This window comes from bacterium, from assembly GCA_030697645.1.
GTDB lineage: Bacteria > Patescibacteriota > Minisyncoccia > Phycocordibacterales > VMGT01 > JAUYPI01.
Genome location: JAUYPI010000017.1, coordinates 1 through 15970, shown reverse-complemented (window position 1 = coordinate 15970; position 15970 = coordinate 1). Strand labels below are relative to the sequence as shown.

14 protein-coding genes, 1 tRNA gene and 1 pseudogene are annotated in these 15970 nt (G+C 56.2%); 11 read left to right on the top strand and 5 right to left on the bottom strand.

The window, feature by feature from the left end; all coding sequences use genetic code 11:
- Positions 1 to 22: 22 nt before the first annotated feature.
- On the top strand, positions 23 to 1402 hold the full coding sequence (locus tag Q8R39_04150; GenBank protein MDP3735590.1) for a peptidoglycan-binding protein: 1380 nt from the start codon (positions 23 to 25) through the stop codon (positions 1400 to 1402).
- A gap of 166 nt (positions 1403 to 1568) precedes the next feature.
- On the opposite strand, the gene Q8R39_04145 is transcribed toward Q8R39_04150, so the two are convergent.
- From Q8R39_04145 to Q8R39_04135, 3 genes are all read right to left on the bottom strand, one after another.
- Positions 1569 to 1639: transfer RNA gene (locus tag Q8R39_04145), tRNA-Ile, on the bottom strand.
- Between the two features lie 130 nt (positions 1640 to 1769).
- Complete coding sequence (locus tag Q8R39_04140; GenBank protein MDP3735589.1) at positions 1770 to 4100, bottom strand: ATP-dependent DNA helicase RecG; 2331 nt, start codon at positions 4098 to 4100, stop codon at positions 1770 to 1772.
- 36 nt (positions 4101 to 4136) lie between these two features.
- Positions 4137 to 4340, bottom strand: a complete 204-nt coding sequence (locus tag Q8R39_04135) for a hypothetical protein (protein ID MDP3735588.1) — start codon at positions 4338 to 4340, stop codon at positions 4137 to 4139.
- Here Q8R39_04135 and Q8R39_04130 point away from each other — a divergent pair.
- The 4 genes and pseudogenes from Q8R39_04130 to Q8R39_04115 all read left to right on the top strand — a co-directional run bounded on the left by Q8R39_04130 (position 4339) and on the right by Q8R39_04115 (position 9429).
- Positions 4339 to 4797, top strand: coding sequence for a hypothetical protein (locus Q8R39_04130; GenBank protein MDP3735587.1), 459 nt, complete (start codon positions 4339 to 4341; stop codon positions 4795 to 4797). The genes Q8R39_04135 and Q8R39_04130 overlap by 2 nt on opposite strands.
- Positions 4798 to 4884: 87 nt before the next feature.
- Positions 4885 to 5358, top strand: a complete 474-nt coding sequence (locus Q8R39_04125; protein ID MDP3735586.1) for a response regulator — start codon at positions 4885 to 4887, stop codon at positions 5356 to 5358.
- 111 nt (positions 5359 to 5469) lie between these two features.
- Positions 5470 to 7317, top strand: a pseudogene (locus tag Q8R39_04120) (DNA gyrase subunit A).
- Between the two features lie 9 nt (positions 7318 to 7326).
- Positions 7327 to 9429 carry a DNA gyrase subunit A gene (locus Q8R39_04115; GenBank protein MDP3735585.1) on the top strand — a complete coding sequence of 701 codons (2103 nt, stop codon included), beginning with the start codon at positions 7327 to 7329 and terminating at the stop codon, positions 9427 to 9429.
- A gap of 335 nt (positions 9430 to 9764) precedes the next feature.
- On the opposite strand, the gene Q8R39_04110 is transcribed toward Q8R39_04115, so the two are convergent.
- The gene (locus Q8R39_04110) at positions 9765 to 10586 is read right to left on the bottom strand and encodes a hypothetical protein (protein MDP3735584.1); all 822 of its coding nucleotides are present in this window, start codon (positions 10584 to 10586) and stop codon (positions 9765 to 9767) included.
- Between the two features lie 45 nt (positions 10587 to 10631).
- Complete coding sequence (locus Q8R39_04105; GenBank protein ID MDP3735583.1) at positions 10632 to 11798, bottom strand: SPFH domain-containing protein; 1167 nt, start codon at positions 11796 to 11798, stop codon at positions 10632 to 10634.
- 339 nt (positions 11799 to 12137) lie between these two features.
- Here Q8R39_04105 and Q8R39_04100 point away from each other — a divergent pair, with 339 nt between their 5' ends.
- The 6 genes from Q8R39_04100 to Q8R39_04075 all read left to right on the top strand — a co-directional run.
- On the top strand, positions 12138 to 12668 hold the full coding sequence (locus Q8R39_04100; GenBank protein ID MDP3735582.1) for a methyltransferase domain-containing protein: 531 nt from the start codon (positions 12138 to 12140) through the stop codon (positions 12666 to 12668).
- Between the two features lie 51 nt (positions 12669 to 12719).
- Positions 12720 to 13094 carry a four helix bundle protein gene (locus Q8R39_04095; GenBank protein MDP3735581.1) on the top strand — a complete coding sequence of 125 codons (375 nt, stop codon included), beginning with the start codon at positions 12720 to 12722 and terminating at the stop codon, positions 13092 to 13094.
- Positions 13095 to 13145: 51 nt separating this feature from the next.
- Positions 13146 to 14465 (top strand): extracellular solute-binding protein, encoded by a 1320-nt coding sequence (locus tag Q8R39_04090; GenBank protein MDP3735580.1) that lies wholly within the window; start codon positions 13146 to 13148, stop codon positions 14463 to 14465.
- 44 nt (positions 14466 to 14509) lie between these two features.
- Positions 14510 to 14794 (top strand): TrbC/VirB2 family protein, encoded by a 285-nt coding sequence (locus Q8R39_04085; protein ID MDP3735579.1) that lies wholly within the window; start codon positions 14510 to 14512, stop codon positions 14792 to 14794.
- Positions 14795 to 15018: 224 nt separating this feature from the next.
- The gene (locus Q8R39_04080) at positions 15019 to 15270 is read left to right on the top strand and encodes a hypothetical protein (protein ID MDP3735578.1); all 252 of its coding nucleotides are present in this window, start codon (positions 15019 to 15021) and stop codon (positions 15268 to 15270) included.
- 321 nt (positions 15271 to 15591) lie between these two features.
- Positions 15592 to 15970 (top strand): hypothetical protein (locus Q8R39_04075; protein ID MDP3735577.1); only part of this gene is annotated, 379 nt, incomplete at its 3' end.

Sequence of the window (15970 nt, the reverse complement as noted above, 5' to 3'; positions counted from 1 at the left end):
TTTATTAGCTAATCTTTATACGATGACACGTCGATTTTTCTTCTGCATTGTACGCACTGGAGTGATTGCAGGCGCTCTCTTCCTGCCTGCCATTGCAGGCGCGGTGAATGACGTGACCCTCGGTCAGGGCCAGGCTGAGATCAGCGTCAACAGCGCGACGATCAACATCATCGGCAGCAACGCGAATATTGATTCCATCACCGTCCAGAGTACAACTTTTTCTGTGGTGATGTCCGGTACCTCGACGATGAAAATTTCTGCAGCGGGGAAGAATAAAATGACGATCACGCCCTCAGAGTTTGCGCTGGGACAAATTTGTGAGAGTACCGAGTCATCGGTGACTATCGCAAACCCGTCGTCTGGCACGCAATCGGTAACGGTAGATGTTTCAACAGCCACCTGCGGGTCAGGCGGTGGCGGTGGAGGAATTTCAGGAGGTGGTGGCGGAGGCGGAGGAGGTGGTGGCGGAGGCGGTTCGGACCCACTACTCGCAAAGTCTGCAACCCCCGCAGTACCCGCAACCCCTGCCGTCCCAGGCGTCTCCCCCGCAACCCCAGCAACTCCCGCAATACCCTCTGCTTCAGCGCAGCCTTCCGCCCGCGCCCTCCTCGTCTCCCCCGTCTTCAACCGCACGCTCCGCCCCGGCATGACTCATGCGGACGTAAAGCGCCTCCAGCTGCTCCTGAACTCCGACCCTGACACGCAAATTGCCGCAAGCGGCACAGGGTCTCCCGGTAAGGAAACAGACTTCTTCGGAAAGCTCACCCAGCGAGCAGTTGAGCGTTTCCAGAAGAAGTACGGCCTTGCTTCCTCTGGCACACCAGAGACCACCGGCTTCGGGCTTGTGGGACCGGCAACGAGAACGAAGATAGTTGAGGTATACAATCAGCGTGTCGCTGAGGGTATGCAACAAGCAGGGCCTTCTCCCGATGCTTCGGTGGGCATGTCACCGACTCCTTCACCGATTGCGGGCGCAGTCTCTCCTGTGTTCAACCGCGGCCTTGATGTCGGCAGCAAGGGCGAGGACGTGAAGCGCCTGCAGCAGCTTCTCAACAGCGACAAAGACACACAAATCGCCGCAAGCGGTGCCGGAGCTCCTGGGAACGAATCTGAATACTTCGGCTCGCTCACCAAAGCTGCGATCGCTAAATTCCAGATGAAGCACGGCCTCGTCAAATCAGATACAGACCCCGGCTATGGCTTCGTCGGTCCGAAGACGAGAGCAAAACTCACGGAAGTGTTCAGCCAGGGGCAGCCGAGCCAGACTCCTGCGGCCGAAGCCGAACAGGCAACGAGCGCCCCATCTCCTTCTCTGACCGCCGAGCAGAAACTACAGCAGCAAATCTCTGACCTCGTTCGACAAGTGCAAGAGCTTCAGAAGAAGCTACCGGCGGGGCAGTGATTGATGAGGTTTTAGGTTTCAGTGGCGACATATTCACGCAAACGCACCACTCGGGTTTTCCCTCGAGCGGTGCGTTGGCGTTATGCCTGCATTACGTCATGGCACGTCCGACGTCCGATAAATCGTGAAGATCGAGTAATTTACTCAGCAAAATTTGGAGTTATTCTGCGCCCAGAGGGAATCGGACCCCCGTACGCCGTGTATAAGACGGATGCTCTACCATTGAGCTATGGGCGCGTGGTGCCGCGGTGTCTTTACTTGCAATAACAATGCGGTCGCTTAATTATTGCAAATTATAAATCTCGTTTCGCTCGCGATATGTGTTTTGATGCCGTTTCATAGCGTGATGTCTATAGTACGCCAGTAGTCACTCGAAGTGAATAGCGGTCTGTCTGCTCTCGGCAAGGGCTCGAAGTGACGGGTGACGTTCGAGCTCCGGATCTTCCCTGATGAGCCGCGCGGCCTCTGTCCGCGCGGCCTCGACCATTTTGATGTTTTTCAGCGCCTCCATGCCGACGTCGGAGAGGCCCCACTGGCGAGCACCCGAGAGCTCACCCGGGCCGCGGATCTTGAGATCGAGCTCCGCGAGCTCGAAGCCGTTTTTTGCGGTTTTGAGAGCACGCAGGCGCTCGGCGACGAGTTTTGAGCGGCTCTCGGTGAGTGCAAAGCAATACGCCTGGTCGGTGCTCCTGAGCACGCGGCCGCGGAGCTGGTGTAGCTGCGCGAGCCCGAAGCGCTCGGAACCTTCGATCAAGATCACGGTTGTATTCGGCACGTTGACGCCGACCTCGACGACAGAAGTTGCGACAAGAATGTGTACTTCGCCTGCAGCAAATCTCTGCATCGTCGCCTCGCGCACAGCCGGGGTCAGGGCGCCGTGAAGCACTTCGATTTTCTGGCGTGGAAAGACATCGCGGCTGAGCCGCGCCGCCTCTTCTTTCACCGACTTTGCCTGAAGCGCGAGCTCCTTTTCCGGGTCCGGCTCATCAATGCGTGGGCAGATCACATAGCACTGACGGCCGCGGGCGAGCTCGGAGCGCATCCGCTCGTAGGCTCTCTCGCGCTGCGCGGCAACCAGAATCTCAGTGAGCACCGGTTTTCTCCCATGCGGCATCTCGTCGAGGAGTGTCAAGTCGAGGTCGCCGTAGATCGTGAGCGCGAGTGTGCGGGGGATCGGTGTCGCGGTCATAGAGAGCAGATGCGGAATAGACGCGGACTGATGCGGACTTAACGCGGACACCTCCGCTGCGATTTGTTTCTGCGAAATTCTGCGTTCAGTCTGCGTGTGTCTGCGAACCAGCGCCGCGCGCTGGCTGACTCCGAATCGGTGCTGTTCGTCAATAATGACGTACGCAAGGTGCTTGAACAGGACACTTTTTTGAATAAGCGCATGCGTGCCGATGAGGATGGCGATTTCGCCGCTTGCGACCCAGCGTAGCAGTTGCACTCGGGAGATTGCCGTCGCCTCGTCAGGCCTTGTTTTTGATGGAAATTTTTTACAGCCGCTTGAGGTTATGAGGCCGATATGTATAGGCAGATGGGAAAAAAGTTCAATAAACGTGGCGAAGTGCTGTTTGGCAAGGATCTCGGTCGGCGCCATATAGGCGACTTGAAGATTGCCGAAGTCCTGCTTTGCTCCGTCGTAGCCCTCTGCGGAGGCGAGTTTCGCAGCGCCGAGCTCCTCTCTCGCGGCGGGCCTCCTTGGACGCGTGGTGACTATCGCATACGCAGTCGCCGCAGCGACCGCGGTTTTTCCAGAGCCGACATCGCCCTCAAGGAGGCGTGACATCGGGTGGCCGCTCTCGAAGTCGCGAAGCACAGCTTCAATCGCGCGTTTTTGCGCCTCTGTCAGCTCAAACGGCAAACGTGAGAGAAAGCCGGCGAGGTCGGAGAGCGTTTTTTCAATGCGGAACGAGGGGAGCGCGTCGAGCGTCTGGCGCTCGCCGAGCCGCGCGAGCTGGATGAGGAACACTTCCTCGAAAGCGAAGCGCTTGCGCGCGGCGATGCTGTGCCGCTCGCTTTTCGGTGCGTGGATGTAGCGGAGCGCCGCATCGAGAGCAGGCAGATGGTAGCGGTGGAGCAGCTCCTTGGGCAGCGGGTCTTCGAGGAGTGCGAGGACTCCCCTCTCCAAGAGCTTGTGTACTGCGTAGAACATCCAGCGCGATGAGACGCCGCGACTCTCGGCGTAGACGGGAAAGAGGGGCGTGTCCGCGTTTTGTCCGCGTACTGCCTGCGTCGTATTTGCGTTCGGTCCGCGCAAGTCGGCGTCGCTCTGCATCGTGTCCGCGTCGGCGCGCTCCACTTCAGGGTTGAACATCGTGGGTCGGCCGCCCTGCGTCGTAACTTTCCCGGTGAGGCGTACCTTCGTACCTTCGCGGAGCATCGTCGCGAGGTAGGGCTGGTGGAGCCACGTTACCGAAAGCGCGCCGCTCTCATCACGGAGTACTGCCTTAGTCGCCGGAACCTTGCGGCGGAATGTTTTGAGGGCTTCAATTTTCGCGAGCGTGCCGGATACTATCGCATTCTCGCCGGAGATGAGCTCGCTAACCGCGTGCGCAACACCCGCGCTTTGGTAGCGGACAGGGAAGTGATAGAGGAGGTCGCGGGCGCTTGTGAGCTGGAGTTTCCTCAGCGCTTGTTTATGCGCCGGAGTTAGTCGGAAAATCTCTTCAAGCGGCGTGTCGGGATCGAGGTTCATGCATGCATGGTATGCGGCCTTCGGAGCGGTGGCAAATTACTCTACTACGATCGTCCCCGTGTGTAGCGGATTAAGGTGGTCGTGGTATTTCCACGACCCAAGTTCAGTGAAGGTGAAGCTCCATGAAGCGCCGGGGGTAACAGCGCCGCAGGCGTCAAACATGGCATTTTTTTCCCCGCCCTGAAGAGTGCCACATTTCTTAATGTCAGACCCCGGGTAGAGCTTGTGCGTCGGGTGCATGGCCGATGCGGGCCAGGAGTCTCCGACGCCGTCCATCCCGGCGCTCTCGTTGCGGAATGTGACGCGCGTGCCTGGACTCACCGAGACGGCCGCAGGCGAGAAACCGCTCGCGGTGATGCGAATAGTCAAAGTGCTTGCGGGAGGAGTCGTGGTCTCATTGGTGGTCGGCCCGGGTGGTGGCAATAGCACAGGATTTGCTGCAGGCAGGTTTGATGTTGGTGGAAGGGTTGGTGGCGGCGTGTTGCTAGCGGGCGGCACATTTCTCGGAGGCAGGAGCGCCGGGTTTGCAGGGGGCACGTTTGCCGGAGGAAGGTGGCCGCTCGATGGCATTTCGTTTGTCGTCGGTGCTTCCGCCGGTCGTCGCATAATGAGTACGCCGGCACCAAAGATGATAATGACGCCAACAAGGGCGAGAGCGGTTCGTGTGGACATGGTGTATGGATATTATGTTGAATAATAGAGTTTATTATACTCTACATGGAGTGTATTGCCCTGTGGATACCCGCGTTGCATTTGTTGCAGACATCTCTTACTATGGGTGCATATGGATAACACAGAGACTCGGGACACGCACGACGATGCTCAAGTGCGCAGCGCGCGTACGATACTTTTTATCGAGGACGATCTCTATATCAGCGACATGCTCGCGAAGTATTTTCGCGACCAGCAGTATATCGCAGAGTGTCTCTACGACGGCGAGGCGGCGATGCGGCGCGTCGGGAACCGCGAGGAGATGACGGGCGTTGATATCGTCTTGCTTGATATCCTCCTGCCGAATATAAACGGATTCGAAATTCTGAAGAAGCTAAAAATGGATCCCGCGACAAAGACGATTCCGGTGATTGTCGTTTCAAACCTCGGCGATCAGGAGCACATCGACGAGGCGCGACGCCTCGGCGCCGTTGACTACATCATCAAAGCAAACGCTCTGCCTCGGGATATTGTCACAAAAGTTGAGGAAGTCCTTGCCGGCGGCGGTAAGTGGGCAGCGGCGTCGGAGCCTTCGCGCGAGCAGTAAACCCTTTGAATTTCAAGCTCAATTCGGGTATACTAAAGCCCTATGGCGGAGGAGACAAAGGAAGCCGAGAGCAGGCAACGTGGTATCGTCCCGCGCAGCATAAGCGACGAGATGAGGGAGTCCTACCTCGACTACGCGATGTCGGTGATTACCGCCCGCGCGCTTCCTGACGTGCGGGACGGGCTGAAGCCCGTCCACCGCCGCATTCTCTACACCATGCAGCAGATGGGGCTTCATGCCGGGGCGAAGTTCCGCAAATCTGCAGCGGTCGTGGGGAGCGTGATGGCCCAATATCACCCGCACGGCGACTCCGCGATCTACGATGCGCTCGTCAAAATGGCGCAAGATTTTTCGATGCGTTACCCTCTCGTGCTGGGGCAAGGAAATTTTGGCTGTTTTACCGGCGATACGAAGCTACAGCTTGCCGATGGGCGCGTGCTCTCATTTATAGAATTGGTAGCAGAGGATGCAGCGGGAAAGAAAAATTACATCTATACCTATGATAAAAAGTCAAAAAACATACGACTTGCGCTTGTAGAGCATCCTCGAGTGACGAGACGAGATGCCGAACTTGTGCGCGTTACCCTTGATAATGGCGAGCGTATTCGTTGTACGCCCGATCACCGCTTTCTCCTCCGGGATGGTTCATTCAGTGAAGCACGGCTTCTAGCGCCTGGCGATTCGCTCATGCCGCTCTACACTCGTCCTTCAACAAAAGAAGATGATCCGCACATCGTCGATTATGAAATGGTGCTCCAGCCATGGAGCCACACGTGGGGTTATACGCACCATCTTGCTGATGAATGGAATCTTGCGCATTTGGTCTACCATCGTCGAGAGGGGAAAGTTCGCCACTACAAAGATTTTAATAAGAGGAACAATAACCCGGATAATATCGTTCGTCTACCGTGGCAGGAGCACTGGCGGGTACATTATGAAATCGCCGCTGAGCGACACGCGCATGATGCCGCGTACCGAGAACGTCTTGCCGCAGGCCGCGCCGCCTACTACGCACAGGGAGCAGCGCGCGAAGAGCGTGCCGAGCGCATGCGAGAGCGTAACGCAGAAATGTGGCGCAGTCCGGCGTATCGAGTGCAGCAGGCCGCTGCCCTCAAGGAGCGATGGCTTAATCCGGAATATAAGGCAGAGCGTGCGGCTGAAGCGAGCGCGCGATTAAAAGAAGCATGGAAGAAAGATGAATTTCGGTCGCATATGAGCGAAGTTAAGTCTGTCGAGATGCGCGAGCGGTGGCAGGATGCTCGCTATCGCGCAGCGCAGGCAGAGCGCATGCGTCTCATGTCGCAAGAACTGTGGCGGTCCGAAGAGCATCGTGCGCATATTTCTGGCGCAACACAGCGCGCATGGCAGAGAGCGGATTATAGAGAGCTGCACACGGAGCGCGCAAGACGGCAATGGGATGACCCGTTATATAGAGCGCATTTTCCGCGCGACCATTTCGTGAATGCCGCAAAAACGCTCTGGGAGAATCCGGAGATGCGCGATATGCATAGCCAAAAGATGGCGCGACAACTCGAGGATCCGTCTTTTCGGGAGAAAGCCGCCCGTGGCAGGGCGCGCGCATATGAGAGCCGCGTTGAGCTCGACCCTTCTTTTATGCAGCGGCTCACCGAGCGCGCGAGTGTTGCTTTGCGGGAGAAGTGGAACGATCCATCATACGGACGGGGTGTTATGCGGAGTAGAATTTTGGGATATGTGAGGAAGCTGCTCGCGGTAGAGGAGTCTGTTTCGGAGGAAATGTATGAGGCCAATCGCGGCACAGGAATTCCGCATTATGAAAAAGCACTCGCCTATTTTTCAGGCGTTGACGAGATGATAACTCTTGCGCGGCAGTATAACCACTCGGTCGTGCTCGTCGAGCGGCTCCATGAGCGCGAGGACGTATACGATGTGACTGTTGACGGTACGCATAACTTTGCGCTTGCGGCTGGCGTTTTTGTACACAACTCAATCGACGGCGACCCTGCGGCGGCAATGAGATATTCTGAGGCGAAGATGGCGCGGCTCTCTGCGGAGCTCCTGCGCGACCTTGAGAAAGAGACCACTGACTGGCGCCCAAACTACGACGCGACGCGACGCGAGCCCGTGGTGCTGCCTGCCGCTCTGCCGAACCTCCTCCTCAACGGCACGCTTGGCATCGCGGTCGGTATGGCGACCAATATCCCGCCGCACAATCTCGGCGAGGTGGCGGCCGCGCTCGCGCATCTCATTGATAATCCCGAGGCGACGACCGAAGAAATGCTCGAGTATATTAAAGGTCCGGATTTCCCGATTGGCGCGGTGCTCTATGGGACGCGCGACCTCCACCACGCCTACGCGACCGGCCGTGGCGGCGTCGTCGTGCGCGGGGAGGCGGAGATCACCGAAGGGAAAGATGGCACGACGCAGATCATCATCACCTCGATCCCGTACCGTACGAACAAGGCCGACCTCATGGAGAGCATCGCGGCTTTGGTGCGTGACAAAAAGCTCGAGGGGATTAAAGAGCTTCGCGATGAGTCCACAAAAGACATTCGCGTCGTCGTCGGGCTGAAGGGCACGGCGCAGCCGAAGCAAGTCCTGAATTTCATCTACAAGCACACGGGGCTCGAAGACACCTTCCACTTCAATATGGTGGCGCTTGATGAGGGCGTCCCCCGTACCTTTTCGCTGAAGGGCATGCTGGAGAAGTTTGTCGAGCACCGTATTGATGTCGTGGAGCGGCGGAGCCGCTTTGACCTCGCGCGTTCTGAGGAGCGCGAGCACATCCTCCTCGGCCTCAAAAAGGCGCTCGATCAGATAGACAAAATCATCAAGACGATCCGTGGCTCGCGCGATGTCACAGGGGCGCATACGGCGTTGATGCGCGAATTTCGCTTTTCCGACAGGCAGGCGACCGCGATCCTCGAGATGCGGCTCCAGAAGCTCGCCGGGCTCGAGCGCAAAAAGGTAGAAGAGGAGCTGCTCGCGGTAGAGAAGCTGATCGCCGACCTCAGAGCGCTCCTCGTGAGCCCGAAGAGGATCCGCGGGGTGATTAAAACCGAGCTTGCCGAGGTCGCGGCGAAGTACGGCGACGAGCGGCGGACGCGCATCGTCCGGCATGGCGTCAAGGAAATGACCGACGAGGATCTGATTCCGGACGAGGAGTCGGTGCTCGTGCTCACCCGAGGGGGCTACGTGAAGCGCACGAATCCGTCCGAGTACCGCAGGCAGCGGCGCGGCGGCGTCGGCGTCATTGATATGAATACCAAAGAGGAGGATTTCGTAACGACTCTGCTCACGGGAAGTACGCTCTCCGACATCCTCTTTTTCACCAATCGCGGGAAGGTTTACCAGACGAAGATGTATGATGTGCCGGAGGGGAGGAAGGCGACGCGCGGCAAGTCCATCATGAACTTCCTGCCGCTTTCTCAAGGCGAGGAGGTCAGCTCCGTGCTTGTGATGCTCTCAGAGAGGCGCGCGGAGGAGGCGCTCTCGGTGATGATGGTAACGCGGCAGGGCAGAGTAAAACGTGTCGCGGCGAAGAGTTTCCACGAGGTGCGCAGGAGCGGACTCATCGCGATCACGATCCCCGCGGACGACCAGCTCGTCTCGACCTTTTTTGTCGGCCGCGGAGACGACGCGATCATCGCGACTGCTGCCGGGCAGGCGATCCGGTTCAAAGCATCCACAGTCCGCGAGATGGGACGTGCCGCCGCGGGCGTCCGCGGCATGCGTCTCGCGAAGGGGGACAGCGTCGTCGGGGCGGATTCGGTTCGCTCCACCCTGGAGGCGCCCGCGCTCCTTGTCGTGAGCGAGAAGGGCTTCGGGAAGCGCACCGCGCTTAAGGAGTACAAAGTTCAGGGCCGTGGCGGCGGGGGCATCAAGACGCTCAAGGTGAGCGCAAAAACCGGCCGTCTCATCCGCGCGGGTGTCGTCGAGGAGAGCGAGGCGGAAGTCGTCGCGATTTCAAAGCGCGGACAGGTGATTCGTCTTGCGCTCCGCGAGATTCCGCTCCTCGGCCGCGCGACGCAGGGAGTACGGATCATGAAGCTCCGGGAAGGTGATGCGATTGCGTCAACTGTTTGTCTTTGACTGTGAATTACGAAATCTGAGACTCCGATATCCCCCGCCGTGCGAAAATTTCAAGCTCCAACCCGCAAGCTCCAAGCAAATCTCAATACACAAATTCAAACTTCCAAACACGGACTAGGACGTGTTTGTGATTTGAGATTTGAATCATTGGAATTTGTTTGGAGCTTGTTGGTTGGAAATTGGAGCTTCGTCGTGGTGTGACATCGGATGTTGGACAGGGGCAAACGCGTAATGCCTATTCTCTTCAAATAAAAAAAATACTCGGCGCTCTTTAAAGCTAAAGAGCGCCGAAATAGTTTGCGGGACGGACTCACGCATGAGTCCGTCCCGCGTTGTTATTGTGAAAGTATAGGATTCCCAGAATTCCCTATTGGGTCAACTATCACTTTCAGCGTTACGCTTTCGCATCCCACCGGGCGGTATCGGATGGAGTCGACACCACCGGACACGAACTTGTGAACATTTGTGTGTTCGTTTGCCTTTCTGAGGGTGACCGCTTCATTCAGAAGCGCGTCAAGCTCACACGGCTCACTGACGAACTTCGTTTTGAACCGAAACCGCGGCGGCACATTGATCTTTAGCTGTTGTCCCCACAGCGAATCTCGATATGCCACAAACGTAATCTCCCCCGGCCCGGTCCACTGGCGGCTTTGTTGCCCAAGCGTCCGCGACTGCTGCGGGGCGGGAGCGCGCGTACTCTGAGGCGACGCCGTTTTTTGAGGCGACGCCGTTTTTTTGGACGCACTACCTTGAATGACGGCAAGGCCTATCATCCAGACCGTGAAAATTCCAAGCATCGCTGCTGCTACGAGATGCCGCTGCGTACCTTTTGTACGCAGCAGAAGTGCGATCGTTGTACCGCCAGAGCCGGCAATGACAGTCCACCAAATTTCCGCTGGAGACGACGGAGGCTTGGGGTAACCAGTGACTGGGCTCAATGCGTTTCCCGGCGGCCGAGGGTACCAGGCTATTACAAGCAGGCAGAGGATAATTCCGCCAGCAAGAGCGATCCATTTGTAATCCCCGAGATCAGGCAGCTTCCAGCGCGAGGCACTTTGCGACTGATCTCCTACCTGCGACACTGTGGTGCGGCTCGTGATTCGAGCAGCTCCGCTCGTTCTGTTGAGTAGAGCGGCGAACAAAAACACAAGTGCCAATAGCGACAAAACTATCAGTGTCATTTCGTATCTGTCCTCTCATGTTTATGGTTGCTGCGGTGGTGTTGCCGCTGGTGTGGGTGGTTCAGGTGATGCCGGTGCTGCTGGGGCGGCGCTACTCGTTGTGCCAGCCTGTGGCTGTTGTACGCTCTGAGCGAGCGACTGTACTAACCCATATAGATTGGCGACTCCACCACTACCGCCGCCAATAATAGTGACATCACCCGCTTTCTTCAGCGCCTCAACACCCTGCACTCTCTCGAGCAGAGCAAGGGCGTGCGCCGGGTCGGTGACATTGAGCGCTTGCATGAGCGCTGTGAATTGGGAACTCAACCCAGCACCCTCGTTTTCGAGGAAGAGCTGGCGCATCGCAGCCGCGACTGTTTCGGTGAGCCGGCTCGCTTCGGAGGTTCCACGCGCTAGCTCGATACTCTGTTGCGCGGTGAATCCTGCAGCGGAAGCGTCCGCCCGGGCCTGATTGACTCGTTTCGTGAGGTCTGGTGCCTTGAGAGCCACACTTTCGATAGCGACACCCCACGCGCGTCGGTCTGGCTGTCCCGGAAGAGATGCCGCGACGAGTTGTTGTACGGCGGTTTGGACTTCTCCGTTTATTATCGGAAAGTCGAGCAGGATTTGCTGTGGTGACCGCCCCGCAAACGCCTGGACGATGATTGGATTCACGGTGTCCTCGATTTGCTTGAAGGCGCTTTCCTGCGAGCCGGTCACTTCAAGAAATTGGCACAGTGAGAGAATCCGCAGCCGCACGAAATAGGTGACTTCGAGTGTAATCCCGCGGTCAAGGGGATTGGTAACTGTTGTAGCGCTACTGCCACCGGATGGTATCCGGATGGGCGGTCGCTTCTCCGCATCAGGCGGCGCCGTTGCTTCGTACCAGATATTTTCCGGTTCAGCCGGAAATTCCATCTGTATGGTCTGGCTTGTTTCAGTCCGTAGCCTGCATATCAGCAGTGGCACAAATGCCAAACCAGCCGATAAATCCTGTATGCGGTATCCGAGCAGTATCTTCGCGCCGATCTGTTCTTCGCCAACAATTCGCCATGAGAGTAATGTATAGCCCGCCAAAAACTCGAGTGCAGCAAGCCACGGCTGCCACTCTTTGAGCCCGAGCACGGATGGATCGATTTTTACTGTGCCGACAATGAGCCAGAGCAAAAAAACGATTGCTATGGCGACTCCGTAGCCTATTGCCACATACCTCCAGAACGGGTGTAGGGAGTTCCACAAACTGCGTATATACCCCCTGAACCTCTGCCATCCACCTGGTTGTCCTCCAGCTGCTGCCATCGTGTCTCCCTTCGTGTGTTCCTTGGTTTGATATTGCGTCTAAGCCAGCAGCCCGATTGGGCGCGCCTAGATCGTTTACAAAGGTCAAATTTCCGCTTTTATTCTTATCATAAATTGTAGAAAAAGTCAAGTTTTGTTCAATTTGTTCAATTTTGCTCAAGTAAGTCTATTGCTCAATCTTCCACAATCTTCTATACTTGAAATGTAAGATTTTTGTGCTTTGTGTTTTCCTGAGATTTTTATATCATGAGCTTCGCCGACCCCACCCGCACCCTCTCCCAATTCGGCCTCTCTGAAGGCGCGCGTGTTGCCGACTTCGGCGCTGGCTCGGGCGCGTATACGCTTGCGGCATCAGCGCTCGTCGGCGTAAGCGGCAGAGTTTATGCGGTAGACGTTCAGAAGGACTTCTTGACGCGGATCAAAAATAGCGCGGGGGAGAGCGGTGTGAAAAACGTCGAAGTTGTGTGGGGAGACGTCGAGAAGTCGGGCGGTACAAAACTCCGGGATTACACACTTGACGCCGTGATCGTTTCGAACCTTCTGTTTCAGCTTGAGGATAGAGAGGGCTGTCTCGCCGAGGCCACTCGCGTGCTCAAGGCCCGGGGCAGGGTGCTCCTTGTAGACTGGAGTGGTTCGTTCGGCAATATGGGCCCGCGGCCGCAGGAGGTGGTAACGAAGAGCGCCGCGCGCGCCCTCTTTGAGCACGGAGGATTCACGCTTGAGCGGGAGATCGAAGCAGGTGGGCACCACTATGGGTTGGTGATGAGGAAAACATAAGGAGAGCACGAATTTTTAATTTTCAATTTTGCAATTTTCAAATAATTTTCAATGAATCAATTACCAAGCAAAAACAAGTATGATCTTGAGGAGCGTACTGCCACATTTGCGGAAGAGGTGGTGAGTTTTGCAAAAAAGATTCCACAGAATACCGTGACCCATCCTCTCATATCTCAGTTCGTGAGAGCGGGCACCTCGGTGGGAGCGAATTACTGTGAAGCGATTGGGGCAAGTTCTCGCAAGGATTTTAGGAATAAAATGTACATCTGTAAAAAGGAGATACAGGAAACGAAGTATTGGCTGCGGATTCTCTCAAAGGCAGAAGAAAAATTCAAAGATGCTGCGCGTGTATTATGGAAGGAAGCGCAAGAACTCACCTTGATATTTCAAAAGATACTTTCGACGCTTGATAAAAAAGAGAATTGAAAATTATGCCATTGGAAAATTTATTGAAAATTGTAAATTGAAAATTTCGCCATGAAGGATTCCAACATCTTCCAACTCACCGTCCTCGGGCTTTTTTTTGTCGCGGCGCTCGTCGGGGTGATTCTCTTTGCTGGCTTCCGCGCGGTGCCCCCGGAAGGCGCGTTTGCCCACGAGGTTGTGCTTTGGGGGACCATCGATGAGCGGGACATGGGCGAGCTCATTAAGGCGACTGCCGATCGCCTCGGGGAAGCGGCTTTTCGGGTGCGATATGTTGAAAAGCGTCATGAGGCGTTTGAACGTGATCTCCTCGAGGCGCTCGCGAGCGGCGTCGGCCCTGATCTGATCTTGATTCCGCAGGACGAGATTCTCACGTATGCAAATAAGCTGCGCGTCATTCCGTTTGAGTTCTACCCCGAGCGAGCGTTCAAAGACACCTTTATCGAAGAGGGCGAGCTCTTGCTGACGAGCAAGGGACTTCTTGGCCTTCCGTTTAGCATTGACCCCCTGGTGCTCTACTGGAATCGGACGACGTTTGCAAGCGCCGGGCTTGTCGAGCCACCGCGTTTTTGGGATGAGTATTTTGCGCTTGCGCGGGATCTCACCGTGCGCAATGAGGCGGGAACCATTGTGAGGAGTGCGGTCGCGCTCGGCGAGTTCGCCAATGTGACGAATGCGAAAGACATATTCGCCGCGCTCGTCTTCCAAGCGGGGAACCCCATCGTAGAGCGCGATGAGCATAACAGACCGGTCTCCGTGCTCGCCGCCAGCGGATCCGACCGCTTGCTCTCTCCCGCCGAGGCGGCGCTGCGTTTCTACATAGACTTCTCGAACCCGGTGAAGCCGACCTATTCCTGGAATCGCTCCCTGCCGACCTCGGAGAACGTGTTTCTTGCGGGCAACCTTGCAACCTACCTCGGGTTCGCGAGCGAGGTTCCGGGTCTCCGTGCGAAGAACTCAAACCTCAACTTCGATGTGGCACAGCTCCCGCAGGCGCGGGATACCGGGGTACGGGCGACATTCGGGCGGATGCAGGCACTTGCCGTGACGCTGAGTACCGCCTTTGGCAATGATGCGTGGCTGGCGGCGCAGATTCTCACCTCGGCCGAGACCCTAAAGCTCTGGAGCGAGATATCGCTCCTGCCACCGGTGCGGCGCGATTTGCTTGTCGCAAAGCCCGCGGATGACGCGCGCGCGGCGATATTTTACGATGCGGCGCTCCAATCTCGTGGCTGGCTTGATCCGCGGCCGCGGCAGAGCGACGCAGTCTTTCGCGATATGGTGGAGGCGGCGGTCTCCGGCCGCGAGCGGATCTCGGGTGCAGTTTTCCGCGCGCATGGCGAGCTCTCGGTGCTGCTTCAGGGGCGTCAGTAATCCACTTTCGCCCTAAAGCGAGTAGCGGTAGACTTGATATATTTATGGAAGGCGAAGATCCATTTTGGCCCCTCGTCGGCATCACCTCGATTGAGCAGTTTTTGGACACGATCATTAAGATTTTCATCCTGATCGGCACGCCGATCGCGGTGCTTTTTATGATTTACGCCGGGTTTCTCTTTGTCACCGCGCGGGGCAGTGATACGCAGCTCACGAAGGCAAAAACAACCTTCTTTTATACGGTGATCGGCATCGCGGTACTCTTCGGCGCCAGCGTGCTCGCGAAGCTCGTGCTTGAGACTATAAAAAGCATAGGCGTTGTGCCGTAGTGACTGCAAAATTCGGGATATCGAGTCAAAAATAATAATAACCCATAATCGAGATATACCAAGCTTGAATTTTCAAATTCCAAAAAACCCGTCTCCAAACAAATCACAATACTCAAAATCCAATTTCCAAACACGGCGTTCGTGTTTGAGATTTGATTCATTGGAATTTGAAATTTGTTTGGAAATTTTTGGTTGGAAATTGGAACTTACCTGTTTAACTCTCTATGCCTCCCAGCACCTTCAACGAGCTTGTCAAACTTTTTCTAGACATCATCGGCAAAGCCATTCCGGTCATCGGCGGTATCGCGCTTCTCCTCTTTCTCTGGGGAGCGGCGATGGTGATTTTCCAAGGCGGCAGCGAGGATGCGGTGCGCGACGGGAAGCGACGTATCTTCTGGGGGCTCATCGCGCTCTTCGTGATGTTCTCGGTCTGGGGACTCGTCTCGATCCTGACCGAGACTTTTTTCAACCCCTAATGAGGTCGGACGCTATCCATATACGATTCTGCTTCGCCGCCGCGGTGTACCTCGGCGCTTTTTTGCTCTTTAAATCCGTTGCCCTATGGGCGGATGACTATAGCAATATACTGAGGGTTCTGCGATAATATGGTCAGGTGTGCGGGGCTCCTGTACTTTTTGAGCGTGGAGACGTTATCCACAACGTACCATTGTATGTAGCCGCAGAGCGTGCTTCAATAGGGATTGAAGCTCTGCGCTTACCGTACGGGTCGAGAAAAAGTGTTGGTAGTGGTACACTACTAACAACCATTATTTTAATTTTTTTTTATCGTGATTCGTATGAATATAAAGCGAGTACTATATCGAGCAGCGAGCGCAGCGGCGCTCTATGGCATGCCGCTCCTTGCCGGAGCGCAGCTTAATGCTGATGCGACGGCAGGATTTAAGACGGTTTCGAGTGTTATTATTGGCATTGTTGACGTTATCATTCCGGTCGTTTTCGCCATTGGGTTGATTTTTTTCCTGTGGGGTCTGTTGAAGTTCCTCACCGCCGGAGGCGACGAAGACGCAACGGCGTCGGCGAAACATCTCATGGTCTGGGGTGTGGTGATACTCTTCGTTATGACTGCGGTGTGGGGTCTCGTTGGCGTCCTCAATCAACTGACTGGATTTAGCGGCGCGCCCGTACCAGCTGGGCCAGGAATTCCAACACCTAGGT